Below are 20,404 nucleotides of genomic sequence, written 5' to 3'. Positions count from 1 at the left end.
TCCCTAATGGGATTGTACCCAGTTTGTTCAATCTATTTGGAGAAACAGTCATTGTATTGGACCTATTAAATCCAGTTACATTTGATTTGCTCTCTAGTGTCCAACAAGCTGTGGAGAGGACTTTTTTTGCCCATTTTTGAAGGCAGAAAAATAAAATTTAGAAGCTAAAATTCAGATTAACCCCCAAATCTATTATCATGAAGATCAATCCTTTAAAGGTTGCTTTCATTGATTCCGATGAAAGTCTTCATCTAACGTACCAATCTTATTTTAAAGATGTTCCGGACTATGAACTATGCGGAACCTACAAATCGGTACATGAATTATTATCCAATTTTGGAAGAACAGAACCCGACGTCATTATTACCGAAATTTCCCTCCCGGGGATATCGGGAATAGAAGGCATCTCCTATTTTAGAAAAAGGAGTGAGCGTGTGAATATTTTGGTCATGAGCCAAAACAATGATTTCACTCTCATTAAGGAAGCCTTTAAAAAGGGTGCAAATGGTTATCTGGTTAAACCTTTGACCATTGAAAGACTGTTAAATGCTTTGAATGCTCTTCAAGAACACGGTATAGCTCTGGAACATGAAGTTGCCAAAAAAATCATTAGTTCTTTTAGGACCAAAAGCTATGAATCCTTTTCAAAAAAGGAGAATCAAATTATTGAGCTCCTTACCCAAGGTTTCACTTATAAAATGATTGCGGACAAACTCTGTGTGACACCAAGTGCTGTAAATTTTCATATTCAGAACATCTACGTGAAGTTGAATGTGAATTCAAAATCAGAAGCATTGCAGAAGTTAAAGGAGTTGGAAATACGGCAACTGAACGCCGCGTGATACAATTGGACAAAAAAAGCCCCAACATATGTTGGGGCTTTTTATTATAATAATGCTATGTTACTTCACTTCTTCAAAATCAACATCCTCAACATTGTCTCCTTCATTGGAACCGTCACCGGCAGCACTGTCAGCTCCAGCTGAAGCGTCATCACCGTTAGCCTGGGCAGCTTCTGCCTGAGCCTTGTACATTTCCTCTGAAGCAACTTTCCAAGCCTCATTAATTTTTTCCAAGGCAGGTTCAATCACAGCTACATCCTTGGTTTCATAAGCCTTCTTCAATTCTTCCAAAGCATCTTCAATAGGCTTTTTCTTATCATCGGAAAGCTTATCTCCAAACTCCTTCAATTGCTTTTCGGTCTGAAAAATCATTCCATCTGCTTCATTCAATTTGTCCGCTTTCTCCTTGGCCTGCTTATCTGCTTCGGCATTGGCCTCGGCTTCAGCTTTCATCTTTTGGATTTCCTCATCGGTCAATCCAGAAGAAGCCTCAATTCTAATATCCTGAGTTTTGTTCGTAGCCTTGTCCGTAGCAGAAACCTTGATGATACCATTGGCATCAATATCAAAGGTTACCTCAATTTGAGGTGTTCCCCTAGGTGCGGGTGGAATACCATCTAAATGGAACCTTCCGATGGTCTTGTTATCTGCTGCCATAGGACGCTCTCCTTGTAACACATGGATTTCAACCGAAGGTTGATTATCTGCTGCCGTAGAGAATACTTGCGATTTTTTGGTAGGAATCGTCGTGTTGGCTTCAATCAATTTTGTAAAAACACTTCCCATCGTCTCAATACCCAATGAAAGTGGAGTCACATCCAAAAGAAGTACATCTTTTACATCTCCAGTCAACACACCACCTTGAATGGCAGCTCCAACAGCCACTACCTCATCTGGGTTAACCCCTTTTGATGGTTTTTTGCCAAAGAATTTTTCTACAGCTTCTTGAACCGCTGGAATACGGGTAGATCCTCCTACCAAAATGATCTCATCGATATCGCTTTTGGAAAGTCCCGCAGAATTAAGTGCAGTTTCACAAGGAGCAATGGTCCTTTTTACCAAATCATCGATTAATTGCTCAAACTTGGCTCTAGAGAGTGATCTCACCAAGTGCTTTGGCCCAGAAGCCGTAGCTGTTACATAGGGCAAATTGATTTCTGTCTGGGCAGAGGAAGACAATTCAATTTTTGCCTTTTCCGCAGCTTCTCTAAGGCGTTGAAGGGCCATGGCATCTTCACGAAGATCCATGCCTTCATCATTTTTGAATTCTTCGGCCAACCAATCTATGATTTTTTGGTCAACGTCATCACCTCCCAAGTGGGTATCACCATCTGTGGCCAATACTTCAAAAACACCATCACCCAATTCCAAAATGGAAACATCGTGCGTACCACCTCCAAAATCGAATACCACAATTTTCTGATCGGTATCCTTTTTGTCAAGACCGTATGCCAAAGATGCTGCCGTAGGCTCATTGATGATTCGCTCTACAGTAAGACCCGCGATCTCACCGGCTTCCTTGGTAGCTTGTCTTTGTGAATCGTTAAAATATGCAGGTACCGTGATTACCGCTCTGGTCACATCTTGACCTAGATAATCCTCGGCTGTTTTTTTCATTTTTTGAAGAACCATAGCAGAAAGTTCCTGTGGCGTATACATTCTACCATCAATGTCCACTCTAGGTGTGTCATTGTCTCCTTTTACCACTTTATAAGGAACTCTGTCCACTTCCGTTTTAGATTCTGAGAACTTGTTCCCCATGAATCTTTTTATGGAATAAATTGTTTTATGTGGGTTGGTAACCGCCTGTCTTTTTGCAGGATCTCCCACTTTAATCTCTCCGCCTTCCACAAAAGCAATTACAGAAGGAGTAGTGCGCTTGCCTTCGGCATTTGGAATTACCACTGGCTCATTTCCTTCCATAACAGAGACGCAGGAATTGGTCGTACCCAAATCTATACCTATAATCTTGCTCATCTTATCTTAAAGTTATTTCAGTTGAAAATTCTATTTTATCTCGCTCTTAGAATGTCAATGATCATGCCATCGCCTAGAATATGACAAGGTGTCAGCCTTTTGAATTGATAAAAGAAATATTCAACCACCCTGTCTCCAACTCTATCTCTAACATCAGTGGTTATATTTTTGAAGAGATACCCTCTAGCTTGTTATATTTGAAATCTAAACCGTTTTCATGGAATGCATCAGCGTTTTTGATATGCTAAAAATTGGTGTTGGACCATCAAGTTCGCACACCCTGGGGCCGTGGAAGGCGGCCGCACGTTGGATTGACGAAATGAACACGCAAAGTGTTTTGAACGAAATCATCAATGTGAAGGTCCTTCTTTTTGGGTCCCTATCGCTTACAGGAAAAGGCCATGCCACGGATATAGCTGTGATCATGGGGTTATTGGGAACCGACCCAGAAACCGTTCCTATTGACAGTATCAACGAGCTCATAGAAAATGTGAAGGTCAATGGGAAATTAAGCTTGAATGGAACGCATGAAATCATCTTTGAATTTGAGCGGGACTTAGAATACAAAAAGGAATTCTTGCCCTTCCATGCCAACGGAATGCAATTTATTGCCCATCTGGAAGACGGAAGGGAACTTACAGAGACCTATTATTCCATCGGTGGAGGTTTTGTGGTAAAAGAAGGCATGCCACATTCCAAGGAAAACAAAGAGACTTTCAAAACGTTTCCTTATCCCATTAAAACTGGAGATGAGTTATTAGAGTACTGTCAACTTCATAAGAAATCCATTTCTGAAATTGTGATGGAAAATGAACTTTCCCTCAAATCGGAAACAGAAATAGAACAGGGGTTACAACAAATATGGAACACTATGCTCGAGTGCATGTATATCGGTTGCCATACCGAAGGTGTTTTGCCTGGTGGGCTCAATGTACGTCGTCGTGCATTTGATATGCATCAAAAATTGAAGGGACCCCTTCCCTACTCCAACCCAAGTGAATGGTTAAACGTTATACGTAAAACCAGGGTTAAGTTCAGGGCAATTCTAAAATGGGTAAGTTGCTTCGCGCTCAGTGTAAATGAAGTTAACGCATCTTTGGGTAGAGTGGTCACTGCTCCAACCAATGGAAGTGCAGGAGTTATCCCAGCGGTTTTAATGTACTATATGGTCATTGAAAACCACAAGGCCAATTTTGAGCACATCAAGAAGTTTTTATTGGTTGCTAGCGAAATCGGAAGCATTTTCAAAAAAGGAGCCACCATATCTGCCGCCATGGGAGGATGTCAAGCAGAAATTGGTGTTTCATCTGCTATGGCCGCTGGAGCCCTTACAGAACTATTGGGAGGAACACCGGACCAAGTCTTAGTGGCTGCAGAGATAGCCATGGAACATCACTTGGGCCTTACTTGCGATCCTATTGGGGGACTTGTACAGGTGCCTTGCATAGAAAGAAATTCCATGGGTGCCATAAAGGCCATTAATGCAGCTGAACTGGCATTGGACACCAACCCAGAGGAAGTTAAAGTGCCTTTGGACAAAGTAGTGAATACCATGTGGGAAACCGCCAAGGATATGAACTCAAAATATAAGGAAACCTCGGAAGGGGGCCTTGCAGTTGGGGTCTTTTTAAGCGATTGTTGATTTATTTCATAAAATTTTAGAACTTACGGTAGATTTCGACCTCTATGACCTTCCGTAGATTCTACAGATATTTACTTGTCTTTTTCATAGTTATATCTTTTTCATTCGCTTCCAGAGAAGTTGTTGACAGTTCGTATAAATTGGTTCTTTTTGAAGGTTCTGACTGGTGCGTTAACTGTATCCGTTTTGACAAGACCGTACTAAAGAACACCTATTTCATCGAGTTTATGGAAAGTCAAAACATTGCCGTCGAAAGAGTGGATTTCCCCCAACGAAAGAAACTGACCCCCGAAATACAGGCGCATAATGCCAGCATGGCAGAAAAATATGATTTTCAAGGTATTTTCCCCACTATCCTTTTAGTAAAACCTATTGGCAATGAAGTTATCTCCCTTGAATATCATGATCAAGGCGCTTTGGAGTTTATCAAACAAATTAAAACCAACATCGCTGTCGAGTGAACCGCTATATCAGAAAATGTAGGTTGATGGGGTGCTCCTTTGAATTGGGCATCGTATCAAGTGAAGAAACCATAGCGCAGCATTTTCTTGGAGAGGGTGTGAAAGAGATACAACGCATAGAAAATCTTCTTTCAGAGTTCAAATCTGAGTCCCAAATTTCACAGATAAATCAAAATGCAGGAGAATCCCAAATAAAAGTGGACCCTGAGGTTTTTGATTTGCTAGCAAGATGCTCTCAAATATCAACAATTTCAAAAGGCTACTTCGATATTTCTGTTGGGCCGCTAAAGCGGCTTTATCGTTTTAAGAATGATGATTTCACCCCTCCGGACAAAAGGAAAATCGCGGAAACTTTGAAAAAGGTGGGGCATCATTTTATCAAATTGGATAAAACTGAACAATCCGCCGGCCTTAAACGCAAAGGAATGAAAATAAGTTTGGCAGCAATAGGCAAAGGATATGCTGCTGATGTGGTGCGAAGGAAATGGAAGGAAAATAACATTGCCGGAGGATACATTGACGCTAGCGGCGACCTAACTGCCTTTGGGAAGGATGAAAATGGAAATCCTTGGAAAATAGGAATCGCCAATCCAGATAATCAAGACAGAACCTTGTTCCATATCCCATTAAACGATGCCGCGGTAGCCACATCAGGAGATTATGAACAACACTTTATACACAAAGGGAAGCGTTATTCGCACAATATCGACCCAAAAACCGGCTTTCCGGTAATCGGAATAAAAAGCGTCTCTATATTCTCGCCAAGTGCAGAACTTTCTGACGCTTTGGCCACGGCTGTTTACGCCATGGGCATACAGAGAGGTATCGCGTTCCTAGATCAATTGCCCCAAACACATGGCATCATAATAAATGATGAAAACAAAGTATTCTTTTCCAAAAAATTACAATATGAGTCGATTTCTGCGTAGTTGCTTTTTTGTGACGGTCTTAGGTGCTCTTTTGGGGTCTTGCGCCACTAACCTAAAACCCTATGAAAGGCAATATATCAATGATCCAGAAATGTCCATGGCGGGTTCAAGCGTGGTTAAATTTCAGCATTATGTTTGCACCATTCGCGAAGGGTCCTTGGTAGCTGAAGGAAACAAAGGCAGTGGAGGCTGCGGTTGCAATTAATACTGACCTATGAACAAAAGAACGCTTCTTGTTGGCAGTCTTGCATTTTCTCTCTTTTTCTCAAAAGCGCAAACCAAAAAATCAGAAACCTTTAAAGTCAACGAAACAGAGGTTGAACTTTTATACAATCACTATGTACAGAATGGGGACAATTCCGCAGTTACAGGAGGTGAAGGTACGGAACGACTCATCGTATACGGCCCAACCTTTAACTATAAAAAGAAATTTGGGAAAAATGCTCTTGACTTTCAGATTGGGGTAGATATAATTTCTTCGGCTTCAACGGACAATATTGACCGTATAGTGTCCTCCGCTTCGCGTTTGGATGCACGGACCTACTCGAACGCACATTATACCCGCTATTTTGAAAAAAGTAAAATGTCCATTAGCCTTGGACTCGGAGCTTCCGTAGAATCGGATTATTTTTCCTTTGGAAAGTTCCTTGGTTTTTTCAAGACCTCAAAAAATGACATGCGCACTTATACAGCGCAGCTACAAATTTTTAATGATGACCTACGTTGGGGAAGATTGGACGGTGGATTTCTTCAAAGTCCACAGTTCTTGATCTATCCTGTTGAACTCCGATTTCAGGAATGGTATGATGAGTATAAACGAGATTCTTATAATCTTAACCTTGGATTTACCCAAGTTGTAAATCAAAGAAATACCGTAGGTTTATTTACCGTGCTAAGTCTACAAAAAGGCTTATTGGCCACACCTTTTCATAGAATTTACTTTTCGGACAACTCCAGGGCGGTGGAACAATTCCCGGATGAACGCTACAAAGCGGCGCTCTCTTTAAAATGGAACAGTTTTGCTTCTGGAGGTGTCATCTTCAAAAATAAGTTGGGTGGTTATCTGGACAATTTTGGGATTTTAGGACTTACCATTGACAATGAAACCGCAATCAAACTTAGTCCAAGGTGGACATTGCTCCCCAGTTTTAGATTTTACACCCAGCAAGCATCCAAATATTTTGCACCTCGAGGAGAGCACAACCCCTCTGAAAGGTATTATACATCGGACTATGATTTTTCTTCACTGAGCTCATATAGATTTGGTATGGGATGGAGGCACTGGCCTGCGGCAAGAAAAAATAAAGGCCTTCACATTTTTTCGGTACAATACTTCTATTATTCCAGGTCTAATGGATTAAAAGCACATACGTTGTCCACCTCCTTTAATTTTCTGAAAAAACGTAGGGTCAGAAGAAAGAAATCTAAATAAACAGTTGACAATACTTTCAGTTGAATTGGTGTGAGCTACCATTTATACCTTCTAAAGAGCAATACACACAACTACCTGATTTACTTATATTTATATTAGGTACCTTGCCCTACTTTAAAATTAACAACACCGAGAACCTTATGAAAACTAAATTAGGCATTGCCTTAATTGCAATGGGATTGATTGTGCTTGTACACCACTTTGCCAAAGATTCCACCGCCAAAAATTTGAAAAATCAACAGAACGCATCATTCAATTTTATTAAATGTACTCCCACAACCTATTTATTGGATGTTGTGGATTCCACCCAACAAATTTCTCCTCTATTTGAAAACCTAGGTGATTTGACCTATCCTATCACCACCGCGAGTGAGCGAGCCCAAACTTTTTTTGACCAAGGTTTGAGATTGACCTATGCTTTCAACCACGCCGAGGCACATCGTTCGTTCATGGAAGCTTCCCGACTTGATCCAAATTCGGCCATGACCTTTTGGGGACAAGCTTATGCCTTGGGGCCCAACATCAACGACCCATTGCCACCTGAAGAACGAAAAATCAAGACCAACGAGGCACTTGCAAAGGCCGTCAAACTTTCACAAAAAGGCACAGCCAAGGAAAAAGCTTTGATCAGTGCCCTAGCCGCCAGGTATAGCGAAGACCTCACTAAGGATGTGGCCGAGCTGAACATCGCATATATGAATGCCATGGCCAAAGTATTAAAACAATTCCCTGAAGATGCTGAAGTCCAAGTATTATATGCTGCTTCCGTAATGAATACCGTACCATGGAACTACTGGGACGAAGAAGGAAATCCTTCACCTAACATCCCTGAAGCTAAATTGGCCCTGGAAAAGGCAATGGAACTCAATCCAAATAATCCAGGAGCACATCATTATTATATCCACATGGTGGAATTACCGCAACCGGATTTGGGTGTGGCAAGTGCCGATAAGTTAGGTAGTCTCATGCCAGCCGCTGGGCATATAGTTCATATGCCGTCACATATTTACATTCGAGTGGGTCGCTATTTGGATGCTGTCACTGCCAATCAAGCTGCGATATTGGCCGATGAGGATTACATTTCCCAATGCTATTCCCAAGGCTTATATCCTTTAGGATATTATCCTCATAATATTCATTTTTTATGGTCCGCAGCAAGTTTGCTCGGTGATAGCGGAATCGCCATTGATGCAGCTAAAAAAACAGCAGAAAAAGTACCTGTTGGGGAGTTCATCACCATGCCATTTTTACAAGATTTTGCTTCTACACCAATGCTATCCTATATCCGATTTGGCAAATGGAATGAAATTTTGACTATTCCAGCCGCGAACAAAGACATTAAGCATCTAAATTTGATACGACACTATGCCCGTGGGATGGCTTTTGTGCGGAAAGGCAACGCAAAAGAAGCCCAAGAAGAATTGGAAGCCATTGCAGCATTGAAAAGTGACCCAGATTTGGAAGAACTAATCGCCGCGGCACATAATCCATCAGTAAACATCGCCAAAATTGCATATGAAGTGGTTGCTGGCGAACTTGCTTCATTGAACGGAGATACCGCAAAAGCAATTGCTCATTTGGAAAAAGCCGTTGAATACGAAGATCAATTGACTTATACCGAGCCTGCCGCTTGGCATGTACCTACGCGTCAAAATTTGGGTGCAGTACTCATGGAAGCCAAAAAGTATGAAGCTGCTGAAAAAGTCTATCGAGAAGATTTGGATGTACTACGTCAGAATGGATGGTCACTGATGGGGCTGCACAATAGCCTTAAAGCACAAGGCAAAATGGACGAGGCCGTAAAAATCAAAACTGAATTTGATAAAGCATGGGAACACGCAGACATCGAAATCAATACCTCAATATTATAAAAGACATGAAATCTCCAAAATGGGGTAATCTCTTCAAATTGCCCATGGCCCTTTTGGCCATGGGTATTTTGACTTTCCTTTTATTTGAATTCCTTAATCGTAATCAGTTACCTGTTTTAGGGCCAAAAGATTTTAGTCCAGAATTGGTCGATTCACAGCTAACGAATACTGAAAATGGGCACTTAGTGTCCGATTTTAGTCTTATCAATCAAAACGGTTTAACGATTACCCAAGAAACCTATGCCAACAAAATCTATGTTACGGATTTCTTCTTTACACGATGTCCAAGTATTTGCCCAATTATGAGCAATAACATGGAGGCATTGCAGGAGACCTTTATAGAGCAAGATGAAGTGATGTTTCTCTCCATGTCAGTGACCCCAGAATTGGACAGTGTTCCTGTGCTAAAAAAATATGCGGACAGGCATGGTGTCATCGACTCAAAATGGAATATTACCACAGGCGACAAATCCCATATTTATGATTTGGCACGTAAAAGCTACTTTGCAGTAGTTGACTATGGCGATGGAGGGCTGCAAGATTTTATACACACCCCAAATTTCATTTTGGTGGACCAGCAAAAGCAAATCCGTGGCGTATACAACGGCACCGCTTCTGAGGACATCGAACGTTTAAAGAAGGATATAGAATCTTTGCTTCAATAATGTCTATTTGACACCACAGTCGGCCCTACCTCTTGTATCGATAAGATAAATGATTTTCCAATCGCCATCAAAATTGACCAATTGGAAGGAATTGATTCCGCAATGACTGAACTCGTCGTTCAACCAGAACTCATAACCAACCCACGCATTGGCCATGGTACGGTCCACTTGAATGGAAAATGATGTCAGTTTTTCTTGAAACTTCACACTGTCTGGAATACTGGTAATTGATTGGATGAATTTTTGAAATTCTTCATTTCTAAACCTTGTTTTACCCTCTTTGTCCCTTCCTGTGGTCTGAAGCACTACATGGTCCGCCACCGTACCATTGATGATTGTTGAATCCTGTTTGTGAAAACCATCAAAGAAGGTTTCAATAACTTTTTTGACCGCTGCTTTGTCTTGCTCATAACCATCTGCGTTTGGGCCTTGAGCGGAAAGCTGGGCAAATGCAAGAACTGAGAGCGAAAGTGTTAGAATTTTTTTCATTTATATCGTTTTTTGATTTCGGGTGAATTTAATCAAATCTGCTTACATTTAACCGGTAAAACAGAATCTAAATGTCAGTCGCAAAAAAAGAATACAAAAGGGTTACCGTTAAATCATTGATTGAAATGAAGGAAAGCGGTGAAAGAATATCAATGTTAACCGCTTACGATTATTCCATGGCCAAAATTGTGGATTCTGCCCAGGTAGATGTAATTCTCGTAGGGGACTCAGCAAGTAATGTCATTGCCGGACATGAAACCACCTTGCCCATTACCTTAGATCAAATGATCTATCATGCCAGTTCGGTAGTCCGCGCGGCCAAAAGAGCATTGATTGTTGTTGATATTCCTTTTGGAAGCTACCAGAGCGATTCAAAGGAAGCTCTCCGTTCTGCAATACGGATTATGAAAGAAAGTGGCGCCCATGCTGTGAAAGTTGAAGGAGGGGTCGAAATCAAGGAATCGGTAAGCAGGATTCTTCATGCTGGAATCCCTGTGATGGGGCATTTGGGACTCACACCTCAATCCATATACAAATTTGGCACCTACACGGTTAGGGCCAAGGAGGAACAGGAAGCCGAGAAGCTAAAAGAAGATGCAAAGATGTTGGAGGAACTGGGGTGCTTTGGCATTGTACTCGAAAAAATACCTGCCAAACTGGCCAAAGAAGTTGCAGAAAGTGTTTCAATACCAGTCATTGGAATTGGAGCCGGTAACGGAGTTGATGGCCAGGTGTTGGTAGTGCATGACCTTTTGGGGATGACACATGAATTCAACCCTCGTTTCCTTAGAAGATATATGAATCTCTACGAAGAAATGGGCAGTGCCATTTCATCTTATGTCAATGATGTAAAGTCGAGAGATTTTCCCAATGAAAATGAACAGTATTGATTGGTCCTCCATCATCTACTAAAAAACCCAATTTTGTCGGATAAATCCAACTCAAGCAATCTCCAAGTCCTTTATGAGGACAACCACTTGATTGTTGTCAATAAACGTCCTGGAGATATCGTTCAAGGAGATAAGACGGGCGATACCCCGTTGAGCGAGGTGGTGAAACAGTTTATCAAGGCCAAATACAACAAACCCGGTAATGTATATTTGGGCGTAGTCCATCGTTTGGACAGGCCAACGTCTGGAGTGGTTTTGTTTGCTAAAACTTCTAAGGCATTACCTCGGTTAAACAAGCTTTTTTCTGAAGGAAAGACCAAAAAAATCTATTGGACACTGGTTAAAAATCGACCTGAAACGGACGACGGACAACTGGTTCATTGGTTGGTCAGAAATCCCAAACAGAACAAATCTTATGCTTACCCAAAAGAGGTTCCAAATAGTAAAAAGGCTATCCTGAAATATCGTATCCTAAAAGAACTGGACAGCTATTTTCTGTTGGAAATAGACCTTAAAACTGGTAGGCACCATCAGATTAGGGCCCAACTGGCAGCGATTGGATGTCACATCAAAGGTGATTTAAAGTATGGGGCACAGCGAAGCAATAAAGATGGGAGCATACACCTGCATGCAAGACATTTAGAACTTGAACATCCGGTGAAGAAAGAATCTATAGGTTTTGTTGCTCCACCACCCGAGGATTCCTTATGGAATGCATGCGTTTAGCGGGTAACTGCCAATGCCTTCTCGCGAATGATCTGTGCAACCGGTTTATTCTGAAGGTGACTCTCCAACCAGGAAAGTATATCTAAATAGAGGAAAGCTCTTTTCTCATAAGGGTGATTTTCATACTTCTTGAGCTCATTGTACAACTTCTGAAATTCACCTTTTAGTTCATGGGGATAGATGTCACCCAACCCTCTAAGGAATTTGATCATTTCTTTTTGAACGGCATGTAAATCGTTCATTTTCAATAAAAATTTGTACGTACTCTTAAGTTGCACTTCAAGATGATAATCCATTCCCGCCTCGTAGTGGGCAACCAAGCTAAGTACCCTAGCAAAGCACATTAGGTCTTCCCTCATCTTTAGATTCTTGTTGGATATAATCTTCTTTAAATAGACAATACAGTTTTTATTGTCCCCAACCCCAAAATACAAGCAGGCAATTTTGTAGTACAAGAGCATAATGTGGTGCTCATCTATCCTACCCCTGTGCTTTTTGATTCCATATTCAATGATATTCACAAGGTATATCCCCTTTTCAAAGGTGCCTTCCAAAAAATGCAAGTTCAACTTACTTGAATTTATATAGAGAAAGGCCAGAGAGGTAATATTATCGTTTTGCGGAAATTTGGGACGGGACACTTCTCTTTCAAGACGCTCCAAAGTTTCCTTAAACTGCGAACCGTATTTCACAAAAAATAAGGACTCAAGTAAATAGTGGTTTCCTTTTAAAAAGAAAACCGGGTTCAACAAGATCATTTCCTCATTTTCATAGAATAGATCCACCCATTTGCTGGCATATTTATATGCAGACAAAAAGTCTTGTGTAAGCAGGCTGTACCAAAGATGTGCCTTGTAAAGCCATAGTTTTTCCCTAAAACCTAGGTTATCCAATTTATACTTTGGCAATTGACCATCAAAGTAACGTTTTACCCTTTGCAAATCCTCATCGTTCCTTACATAGCCAACCTTGAGCATCATGCTGTACAACTGCAGGGAAAGATTGGAAAGTTTGCTGGTCATGACATTGTCCTCCGAAAGCTGTTTGGCTTGGAGTGCAAGCTCATCCGCTCTATCAGGAATACTCCGGGTGATGTACTGGGTCTCTATTATTTTTTCAAGCTCTACAATCTCATAGGCAACGTTTTTCTCCTCGTGCTCAATGGCAAAGTTTTTAGCCTTGTCCAGTATTTTCAAACTTTGTTTGTACAACCCTTTTTGATAAAGGATAGTGGCAAAATCCAACTGTTCCCGAATCTGTACACGAATGTTTTGGTTCACCGGATTCAAACGTAGACTAACCAGAATCTGTCTGTATAAATGAGCCTTTAAATTGGAAAGTTGGGCCTTCTTTACAATTCCACTATCCAAAATCTGACGTTCATCGTACATCTTCATTTTATCCAAAAGATTAAAGAGCGCCAAAAATTTGGCATCCGTATTGACTCCTAAACGGCCCACATACAGCTTAAACTGGCGCTTTTCAGATTTGGATAATGACTTTATCAGTACAAACAATGCATCCCTATGAACATTTGTCATCGTAAAAAAAATAATTTAAATATTTGTAAATCAACAACTTAAATCTTATGAAATACAAATTAACGTTGTAACGCGGTTGACCCCAATATTTATCTTGACCTCCCCTATTCTATCTTCGTATAGTTTAGTTAAAACCGACAAAACTAATGGGTAAAGATAAGGTACAAATTTTTGATACGACACTAAGGGATGGAGAACAAGTCCCAGGCTGCAAGTTGGATACCAAACAAAAGTTGGTCATTGCAGAACGACTTGATGAACTGGGAGTCGATGTCATTGAAGCTGGCTTTCCAATTTCAAGTCCAGGTGACTTTAAGTCGGTGCATGAAATTGCCAAATTGGTCAAAAATGCAACGGTCTGTGGGCTAACACGTGCCGTGAAAAAAGATATTGAAGTTGCTGCTGAAGCAATCAAAATTGCCAATACTCCAAGAATCCACACCGGAATTGGCACTTCTGATTCACACATAAAGTTCAAGTTCAATTCCACTAGAGAGAAAATCATTGAGCGAGCTGTGGAAGCAGTTTCCTATGCAAAATCCTTTGTGGAAGATGTAGAATTTTATGCGGAAGATGCAGGACGTACGGACAATGACTTTTTGGCTCAGGTCTGTGAGGCCGTTATAAAAGCCGGAGCTACCGTACTTAATATTCCCGATACGACAGGCTACTGTTTGCCTGAGGAATATGGTGCCAAAATGAAATATCTCAAAGAAAATGTAAAAGGTATTGACAAAGCCATTCTCTCCTGTCATTGTCATAACGATTTGGGCTTGGCCACCGCCAACTCCATCGCAGGGGTAATCAATGGGGCCAGACAAATAGAGTGCACCATCAATGGCATAGGTGAGCGCGCTGGAAACACTTCTTTAGAAGAAGTAGTGATGATATTAAGGCAACATCCATATCTAAATTTGGATACCGACATCAACAGCACTTTGCTCTTGGATACCAGCCAAATGGTTTCCCAAAAAATGGGAATGCCCGTCCAACCCAACAAGGCCATTGTGGGTTCCAATGCTTTTGCACATAGCTCAGGAATACACCAAGATGGCGTTATCAAAAAACGGGAGACCTATGAAATCATAGATCCAAAAGATGTAGGAGTTAGCGAGTCTTCCATAGTACTTACCGCAAGAAGTGGTAGAGCAGCTCTGGCCTACCGAGCCAAGAATGTGGGGTATGAGCTTACCAAGCTCCAATTGGATGTGGTCTATGAAAATTTCTTGAAGTTCGCGGACCGCAAAAAGGAAATTGTCGATGATGATATTCATCAAATTATTGAGACTAGCAACATAAGTATCCAAAGTTTGGCCTAACTTTGACTTAAGAGTCCATTCAAACCGCGCCTTTCATGAATTTAAAACTTGCTTTGCTTCCAGGAGATGGCATTGGGCCAGAGGTGTTGGCGCAGGCGGTAAAATGTCTGCAAGCTGTTGAAGAGGCTTTTGGACATAATTTTGTCTACAGGGAAGCGGTTGTAGGTGCTATTGCCATTGATAAAACAGGAGACCCACTTCCTCAGAGTACCTTAGATTTATGTCAGGAAGCTGATGCGGTTCTTTTTGGAGCAATCGGTGATCCAAAGTTTGATAATGATCCCAACGCTAAAGTAAGGCCAGAACATGGGCTCCTAAAGCTCAGAAAAGAACTTGGGCTTTATGCCAACATAAGACCTGTTCAAGTCTTTCCTACTTTAATCGATAACTCTCCATTAAAAAAAGAGATCATTACAGGAGTCGATTTTGTAATCTATAGAGAGTTAACTGGAGGGATATACTTTGGTGAAAAGAAAATAAATGAAGCGGGGACAGTGGCATCCGATCTTTGTGAATATTCAGAATTGGAAATAGAGCGTATAGCCCATTTGGCTTTTAAAGCTGCCAAGAACAGAAAAAAAAGGTTGACACTGGTTGATAAAGCCAATGTGCTGGAATCCTCGAGACTATGGCGCAAAGTTGTCACAAAAATTGGCCAAAGTTATCCAGAGGTGACCTTAGACTTTCTTTTTGTTGACAATGCTGCCATGCAGATCATTCTTAATCCTGCGCTATTTGATGTAATTCTCACCGAAAATATGTTTGGGGACATTCTTTCTGATGAGGGAAGTGTAATTGGAGGCTCGATTGGCCTTCTTGCCTCAGCCTCTATCGGTGAAAATAACGCGCTTTTTGAACCTATCCACGGTTCTTTTCCACAAGCCAAAGGCAAAGACATCGCAAATCCTATAGCTTCAATCCTCTCTGCTGCTATGCTTTTGGAACATTTTGGACTTTTTGAAGAAGCCATGTTGGTACGCCATTCAGTAGATAAATCGTTGGAAAAAGGGGTTGTTACTCCAGATTTGAACAACCTCAGTGAATATACAACCAGTCAGGTAGGCGATTTTATAGCTCACACAATTGAAGAGAGCGATGACGATTTTAATATGAACGACGAGAACATAGATCTAGGAAAATCCACAATCATTTAGATTCAACCTCTTCAGTGGTCAAACCATTTATTGTTTCGGCAAATTCCTTTTTAAACTCCTCATGCTTTTCTCCCGTAGCAGGACCATTAAACCCTGTATGGATTTTTTGAACATCTCCTTTCTTATCAATATAAATTGTTGTGGGATAAGATAAGATATGGTTCAACATGGGCAGTTTCTCATTGGCCTTTTGTTTGTTGGAGGTTCCAAATTGTGCCAATAGGATAGGGTAATCTGCTCCTACCCTTTCTCTTAGCCGTGAAATTCCCTTAAAAGCTTGTTCTTCCGTTTTAGCATACTCAAAGGCCAGTGCTACCAATTCAACATCAGTAGAAGGGTTATTTTCAAAATAATCTATATAAAACTTTGTTTCGTCCAAGCAATTGGGACACCATGTTCCCATAATCTGCACCAACACCGGTTTATCCTTGAATCTTTCATCGGACAGGCTGACCATTTTACCATTTTCATCGGGAAATGAAAACTCGAACCGGTCGTATCCTTCTCTAAGGAAAGTCAAAGTATTGGCGTCGGGAAGTTCAAAGGCTTCATTTCTAATCCCCATAAAATCCTCGACAGAGTGATTGCCACTAAAAAACTTTCCTTCCAATGTACTGTCGGTTACCTTGGCTGTGAACAAGAAAACATGGGCGCCATCAAAAGCAGAAATTTTAAGGCTGTCTTGATCCACTACTCCTTCTAAAAATCGATAATCCCCAGTTTTTGTCCTGAAGGTTCCCTTTACTCTATTCCCATCCTGCATAAAAATTCCCTTGGCCGGATATTCTTCATTGGTGTTTACCTTAAAATAGGTTTCCCATACCCCAGAAATATTTACTTGTGCATCTCCCTTTGCTTCAAAACGGTCATGTTTTCCATACACAGCATTAAAAGGAACTATACGGTCCAGACTTTCCTTTATAAAGTTGCCTTTGATCTCATTCGCAGAAAAAGTTCCTGAAATATACCCTTCAAAGATGGGCATTTGTATTCTTATGGAATCTCCATCAATTTTTATTTCATCCACGGTGACCACTTCATCGGCATTGTACATCTCCATATTGTAGTCTCCTTCTTCGTTCTTAAAAAGATAAAAGTTGAACGGGAGGACATCAGTGGAGGACACATCCATCTTGCCCCACCAGTCTCCAATTGCCAACTCTTTTTCCTTATCCTTGCATGAAGTCAACAACATAATCACAGCGCAAAAACAAAACCAAGTTCTTCTCATTTAGTGAAAGATTTTTCTTAAAAATAGGAAATACTGATCAAAAGGAGCTATATCCACCACACTACGCACATTTTCGATTGAATCTGTTACCCTATTGTTTTATATTTGTCCACTTTAAATTTGGGGTATGAAGATTTCTTACAACTGGTTAAAGCAGTTTTTGAAAATTGATTGGACTTCGGAAAAGACCGGGGAACTTCTAACGGATCTAGGTCTTGAAATTGAAGGCATTTCCAACTTTGAATCTGTTCAAGGAGGTTTAAAGGGTGTAGTGGTCGGCCATGTTCTAACCTGTGAAAAACACCCAAATGCAGACCGCCTTAAATTGACCACCGTTGATGTAGGTGATGCCTCTCCACTTCAAATTGTATGCGGCGCTCCCAACGTAGCTGTTGGGCAAAAGGTTCCTGTTGCCACCATCGGAACCAAACTTTACTCCAAGGAAGGTGAAGCCTGGGAAATCAAAAAAGGTAAAATACGTGGTGAAGAAAGCCATGGTATGATCTGCGCCGAAGATGAATTGGGACTTGGTGATAGCCACGATGGTATCATGGTGCTTAGCGATAATTTAAAGCCAGGAACACCTTGTGCCGAAGTTTTTGAAATTGAAAGTGATGAAGTTTTTGAAATCGGCCTTACACCCAATCGCGCTGATGCAATGAGCCATTATGGGGTAGCACGTGATCTAAAAGCTGGTTTGGAACAACTGGAAATCCAAAAACAATTGGTTACCCCGTCTACCAGTAATTTCTCCATTGACAACCGGTCTCTTAAAATAGATGTTGAAGCTGAGGACGCTCAATTGGCCCCAAGATATTGTGGTGTAACCATAAGCAACCTAATTGTTCAGGAGTCACCAGACTGGCTCAAGAATAGACTTCGGGCCATAGGATTATCTCCAATAAATAATGTGGTTGATGTAACCAACTACGTGCTTCACGAACTTGGTCAACCCTTGCATGCTTTTGATGCAATGAAAATAAAGGGTAATAAAATTGAGGTGAAGACTCTTCCTGCCGGAACAAAGTTTGTCACTTTGGATGAAGTAGAAAGAGAACTTCATGAAGAGGACCTGATGATATGTGACAGCGAAAAGCCCATGTGTATTGCCGGAGTTTTTGGAGGAATCCATTCTGGAGTAAATGAACACACTACGTCCATTTTCTTGGAAAGTGCATATTTCGACCCCATTTCAATACGTAAAACCGCCAAGAGACATGGTTTAAATACCGATGCATCCTTTAGGTTTGAACGCGGTGTGGATATCGATATCACGGAATATGCTTTAAAAAGAGCAGCATTGCTGATACGGGAGATCGCAGGTGGGGACATTAGTTCTGACGTGGTTGACCTTTACCCTAAAAAGGTTCAGGAAAGACAGGTTTTCTTGACTTTTGATAAAATCAACTCCTTGATCGGTCATGAAATTCCTAGGGATACCATCAAATCCATATTGGCATCTTTGGAAATCAAAGTAAACAATGTTACCGAATCTGGATTGGGGCTTACCATACCCAACTACCGAGTGGATGTTGAACGTGAGGTTGATGTAATTGAGGAAATCTTAAGGGTCTATGGCTATAACAACATCGATGATAAAGAAAAACTGACCGCTTCCATAGCAACTACCTCTAAATTTGAAAACCACAAGGTACAGGATGTTATCGGTACCATGTTGGCTTCTCAAGGTTTCTATGAAATTATGACCAACAGTTTGGTTGCAGCTGGGTCCCATGAGCTATTTGGGAGTACAAAAAGTCCAGTCAAAATGTTGAATCCACTGAGTGCCGACCTATCGGAACTCAGGACCTCAATGCTGTATTCCGGGCTGCAAATAATTGCTTATAACCTGAATCGACAAAGTTCTGATTTGAGGTTGTTTGAGTTTGGAAAGACTTACCATACAAAAGATGGTCAGAATCTTGAACAACAACATCTTTCCCTATTCATTACAGGTAATCGTGCAGAGGAAAGCTGGGCCCTAGATTCCAAAAAATCTGATTTCTTCTTTTTAAAAGGAGTAATGGAATCCTTGCTTATGCGCCTAGGGTTAACGGATATTACAACTAAACCAGCTTCTGATTCCATTTTTTCCGAAGGATTGACACTTTCTTTAAATGGACAGGAATTGGGCATTTATGGAGTTGTGAGCAAGTCACTTCTTAAGAAGTTTGATGTTAAACAAGAGATTCTCTTTGCCGATTTTGACTGGGATGTTATTCTTAGCGCCATAAATACCAAGAATATTGCATTTAAGGAAATTCCGAAATTCCCTGAGGTAACCCGGGATTTCGCCTTGTTACTGAATGAGGGGATTACCTATCAGCAGGTTTATGATATAGCCTGGGAGACCGAAAAGAAGTTGCTCAAAGAGGTAAGCCTATTTGATGTTTATACCGGGAAAAATCTACCGGCTGGGAAAAAGTCCTATGCTGTGAGCTTTACGCTTTTGGACGAAAACAAAACCTTGACCGATAAACAAATCGATAAGATAATGGGCAAGTTATTGGCACGTTTCCAAAAAGACCTGGGCGCCGAACTTCGTTGATTACATTTGTACGGGTAGAATTACGCTGTCAATTTCGTGGATGACACCGTTTTTTAGATTTAGGTCAGCAGTGGTGATTCTTGCTGTATTCCCCACTGGGTCAGTCAGAACAATATCCAATCCTTCCATATGGGCCAACAGTTTTTTCCCTTGAATGGTAGTAAAGCTAGCTTTTCCGTTACCCTTGCACATGGCACGCAAGATTCGTGATGCAGTCAGGTTACCAGCCACGATGTGGTAGCTCAACAAGGATTTCAACTCACTTTTATCCTGGGAATTTATCAATTGCTGAATCTTGGAACTTGAGAAACGTTCAAAAGCAGCATCAGATGGAGCAAAAACCGTAAAAGGTCCAGATTTTTCAAGAACATCGTCCAACTCCGTAGCTTTTACAGCCGCCATTAAGATTTTATGTCGTTCAGAATCAATTGTGTTGTTACTTGTGGATTGTAAGGGCTGATCATTTAAATTCTGAGCAGATATTGTTGCAGAAAGGACCAAGCAAAGACCAAATAAGATTGAGGTTAGGGGGCTTTTCATTGTTAAGTTCTCGGCTTTGGGACGTTTTTAGTTAGTATGGTTATACGATTAAATACCAAAATCGTCGATAAGATACATCTTTTTGATAAAATCTTCGATTCTTTTTGAAAGTGAAAATTTTATTTAACACAATGTTAACATTTGAGT

General features: G+C 40.9%; 18 protein-coding genes. 13 read left to right on the top strand and 5 right to left on the bottom strand.

Annotation, left to right across the window (positions count from 1 at the left end; translation table 11 throughout):
• Positions 1-197: 197 nt before the first annotated feature.
• The gene (locus DX873_RS04220) at positions 198-842 is read left to right on the top strand and encodes a response regulator transcription factor (RefSeq protein ID WP_116183256.1); all 645 of its coding nucleotides are present in this window, start codon (positions 198-200) and stop codon (positions 840-842) included.
• A 60-nt stretch (positions 843-902) separates the two neighbouring features.
• Here DX873_RS04220 and dnaK read toward each other — a convergent pair whose 3' ends face one another.
• The gene (gene dnaK, locus DX873_RS04215) at positions 903-2,819 is read right to left on the bottom strand and encodes a molecular chaperone DnaK (RefSeq protein ID WP_116183255.1); all 1,917 of its coding nucleotides are present in this window, start codon (positions 2,817-2,819) and stop codon (positions 903-905) included.
• 217 nt (positions 2,820-3,036) lie between these two features.
• On the opposite strand from dnaK, the gene DX873_RS04210 reads away from it, so the two are divergent.
• From DX873_RS04210 to DX873_RS04180, 7 genes are all read left to right on the top strand, one after another.
• A complete protein-coding gene (locus tag DX873_RS04210) occupies positions 3,037-4,461 on the top strand; it encodes an L-serine ammonia-lyase (RefSeq protein ID WP_116183254.1) in 1,425 nt (474 codons plus the stop codon).
• Between the two features lie 44 nt (positions 4,462-4,505).
• Positions 4,506-4,922 (top strand): thioredoxin domain-containing protein, encoded by a 417-nt coding sequence (locus DX873_RS04205; RefSeq protein WP_116183253.1) that lies wholly within the window; start codon positions 4,506-4,508, stop codon positions 4,920-4,922.
• A 26-nt stretch (positions 4,923-4,948) separates the two neighbouring features.
• Entirely contained in the window at positions 4,949-5,851 is a 903-nt protein-coding gene (locus DX873_RS04200) for an FAD:protein FMN transferase (protein WP_147296603.1), read from the top strand.
• Positions 5,832-6,056, top strand: coding sequence for a DUF4266 domain-containing protein (locus DX873_RS04195; RefSeq protein WP_181899431.1), 225 nt, complete (start codon positions 5,832-5,834; stop codon positions 6,054-6,056). Before DX873_RS04200 ends, DX873_RS04195 begins: the two co-directional genes overlap by 20 nt.
• A gap of 9 nt (positions 6,057-6,065) precedes the next feature.
• Positions 6,066-7,283, top strand: a complete 1,218-nt coding sequence (locus tag DX873_RS04190) for a DUF3570 domain-containing protein (protein ID WP_116183250.1) — start codon at positions 6,066-6,068, stop codon at positions 7,281-7,283.
• A gap of 140 nt (positions 7,284-7,423) precedes the next feature.
• The gene (locus DX873_RS04185) at positions 7,424-9,154 is read left to right on the top strand and encodes a tetratricopeptide repeat protein (RefSeq protein WP_116183249.1); all 1,731 of its coding nucleotides are present in this window, start codon (positions 7,424-7,426) and stop codon (positions 9,152-9,154) included.
• Positions 9,112-9,819 (top strand): SCO family protein, encoded by a 708-nt coding sequence (locus DX873_RS04180; protein ID WP_232520852.1) that lies wholly within the window; start codon positions 9,112-9,114, stop codon positions 9,817-9,819. Before DX873_RS04185 ends, DX873_RS04180 begins: the two co-directional genes overlap by 43 nt.
• A 3-nt stretch (positions 9,820-9,822) precedes the next feature.
• On the opposite strand, the gene DX873_RS04175 is transcribed toward DX873_RS04180, so the two are convergent.
• Positions 9,823-10,308: a nuclear transport factor 2 family protein gene (locus DX873_RS04175; RefSeq protein ID WP_116183248.1), complete on the bottom strand. Its 486-nt coding sequence runs from the start codon at positions 10,306-10,308 to the stop codon at positions 9,823-9,825.
• Positions 10,309-10,379: 71 nt separating this feature from the next.
• Here DX873_RS04175 and panB point away from each other — a divergent pair, with 71 nt between their 5' ends.
• Together panB and DX873_RS04165 are read left to right on the top strand one after the other, a co-directional pair.
• Complete coding sequence (panB, locus tag DX873_RS04170; protein WP_116183247.1) at positions 10,380-11,198, top strand: 3-methyl-2-oxobutanoate hydroxymethyltransferase; 819 nt, start codon at positions 10,380-10,382, stop codon at positions 11,196-11,198.
• Between the two features lie 33 nt (positions 11,199-11,231).
• Entirely contained in the window at positions 11,232-11,924 is a 693-nt protein-coding gene (locus DX873_RS04165) for an RluA family pseudouridine synthase (RefSeq protein WP_116183809.1), read from the top strand.
• On the opposite strand, the gene DX873_RS04160 is transcribed toward DX873_RS04165, so the two are convergent.
• On the bottom strand, positions 11,921-13,465 hold the full coding sequence (locus tag DX873_RS04160) for a hypothetical protein (protein WP_116183246.1): 1,545 nt from the start codon (positions 13,463-13,465) through the stop codon (positions 11,921-11,923). The genes DX873_RS04165 and DX873_RS04160 overlap by 4 nt on opposite strands.
• A 146-nt stretch (positions 13,466-13,611) precedes the next feature.
• Between DX873_RS04160 and DX873_RS04155 the strand changes: the two genes are divergently transcribed.
• Both DX873_RS04155 and leuB read left to right on the top strand, forming a co-directional pair.
• Complete coding sequence (locus DX873_RS04155) at positions 13,612-14,784, top strand: 2-isopropylmalate synthase (RefSeq protein WP_116183245.1); 1,173 nt, start codon at positions 13,612-13,614, stop codon at positions 14,782-14,784.
• A 35-nt stretch (positions 14,785-14,819) separates the two neighbouring features.
• Positions 14,820-15,938: a 3-isopropylmalate dehydrogenase gene (gene leuB / locus DX873_RS04150; protein WP_116183244.1), complete on the top strand. Its 1,119-nt coding sequence runs from the start codon at positions 14,820-14,822 to the stop codon at positions 15,936-15,938.
• Here the strand turns inward: leuB and DX873_RS04145 are convergent.
• Entirely contained in the window at positions 15,931-17,169 is a 1,239-nt protein-coding gene (locus tag DX873_RS04145; protein WP_116183243.1) for a peroxiredoxin family protein, read from the bottom strand. The two genes, leuB and DX873_RS04145, sit on opposite strands and share 8 nt — an antisense overlap.
• 127 nt (positions 17,170-17,296) lie before the next feature.
• Between DX873_RS04145 and pheT the strand changes: the two genes are divergently transcribed.
• Positions 17,297-19,717, top strand: a complete 2,421-nt coding sequence (gene pheT / locus DX873_RS04140) for a phenylalanine--tRNA ligase subunit beta (protein ID WP_116183242.1) — start codon at positions 17,297-17,299, stop codon at positions 19,715-19,717.
• Here the strand turns inward: pheT and DX873_RS04135 are convergent, their stop codons facing one another.
• Positions 19,718-20,257 carry a fasciclin domain-containing protein gene (locus DX873_RS04135; protein ID WP_116183241.1) on the bottom strand — a complete coding sequence of 180 codons (540 nt, stop codon included), beginning with the start codon at positions 20,255-20,257 and terminating at the stop codon, positions 19,718-19,720.
• Positions 20,258-20,404: the final 147 nt, after the last annotated feature.

The sequence above is a fragment of the Flagellimonas nanhaiensis genome, from assembly GCF_003382275.1.
Taxonomy (GTDB): domain Bacteria; phylum Bacteroidota; class Bacteroidia; order Flavobacteriales; family Flavobacteriaceae; genus Flagellimonas; species Flagellimonas nanhaiensis.
This window is presented reverse-complemented; position numbering and strand designations above follow the sequence as displayed.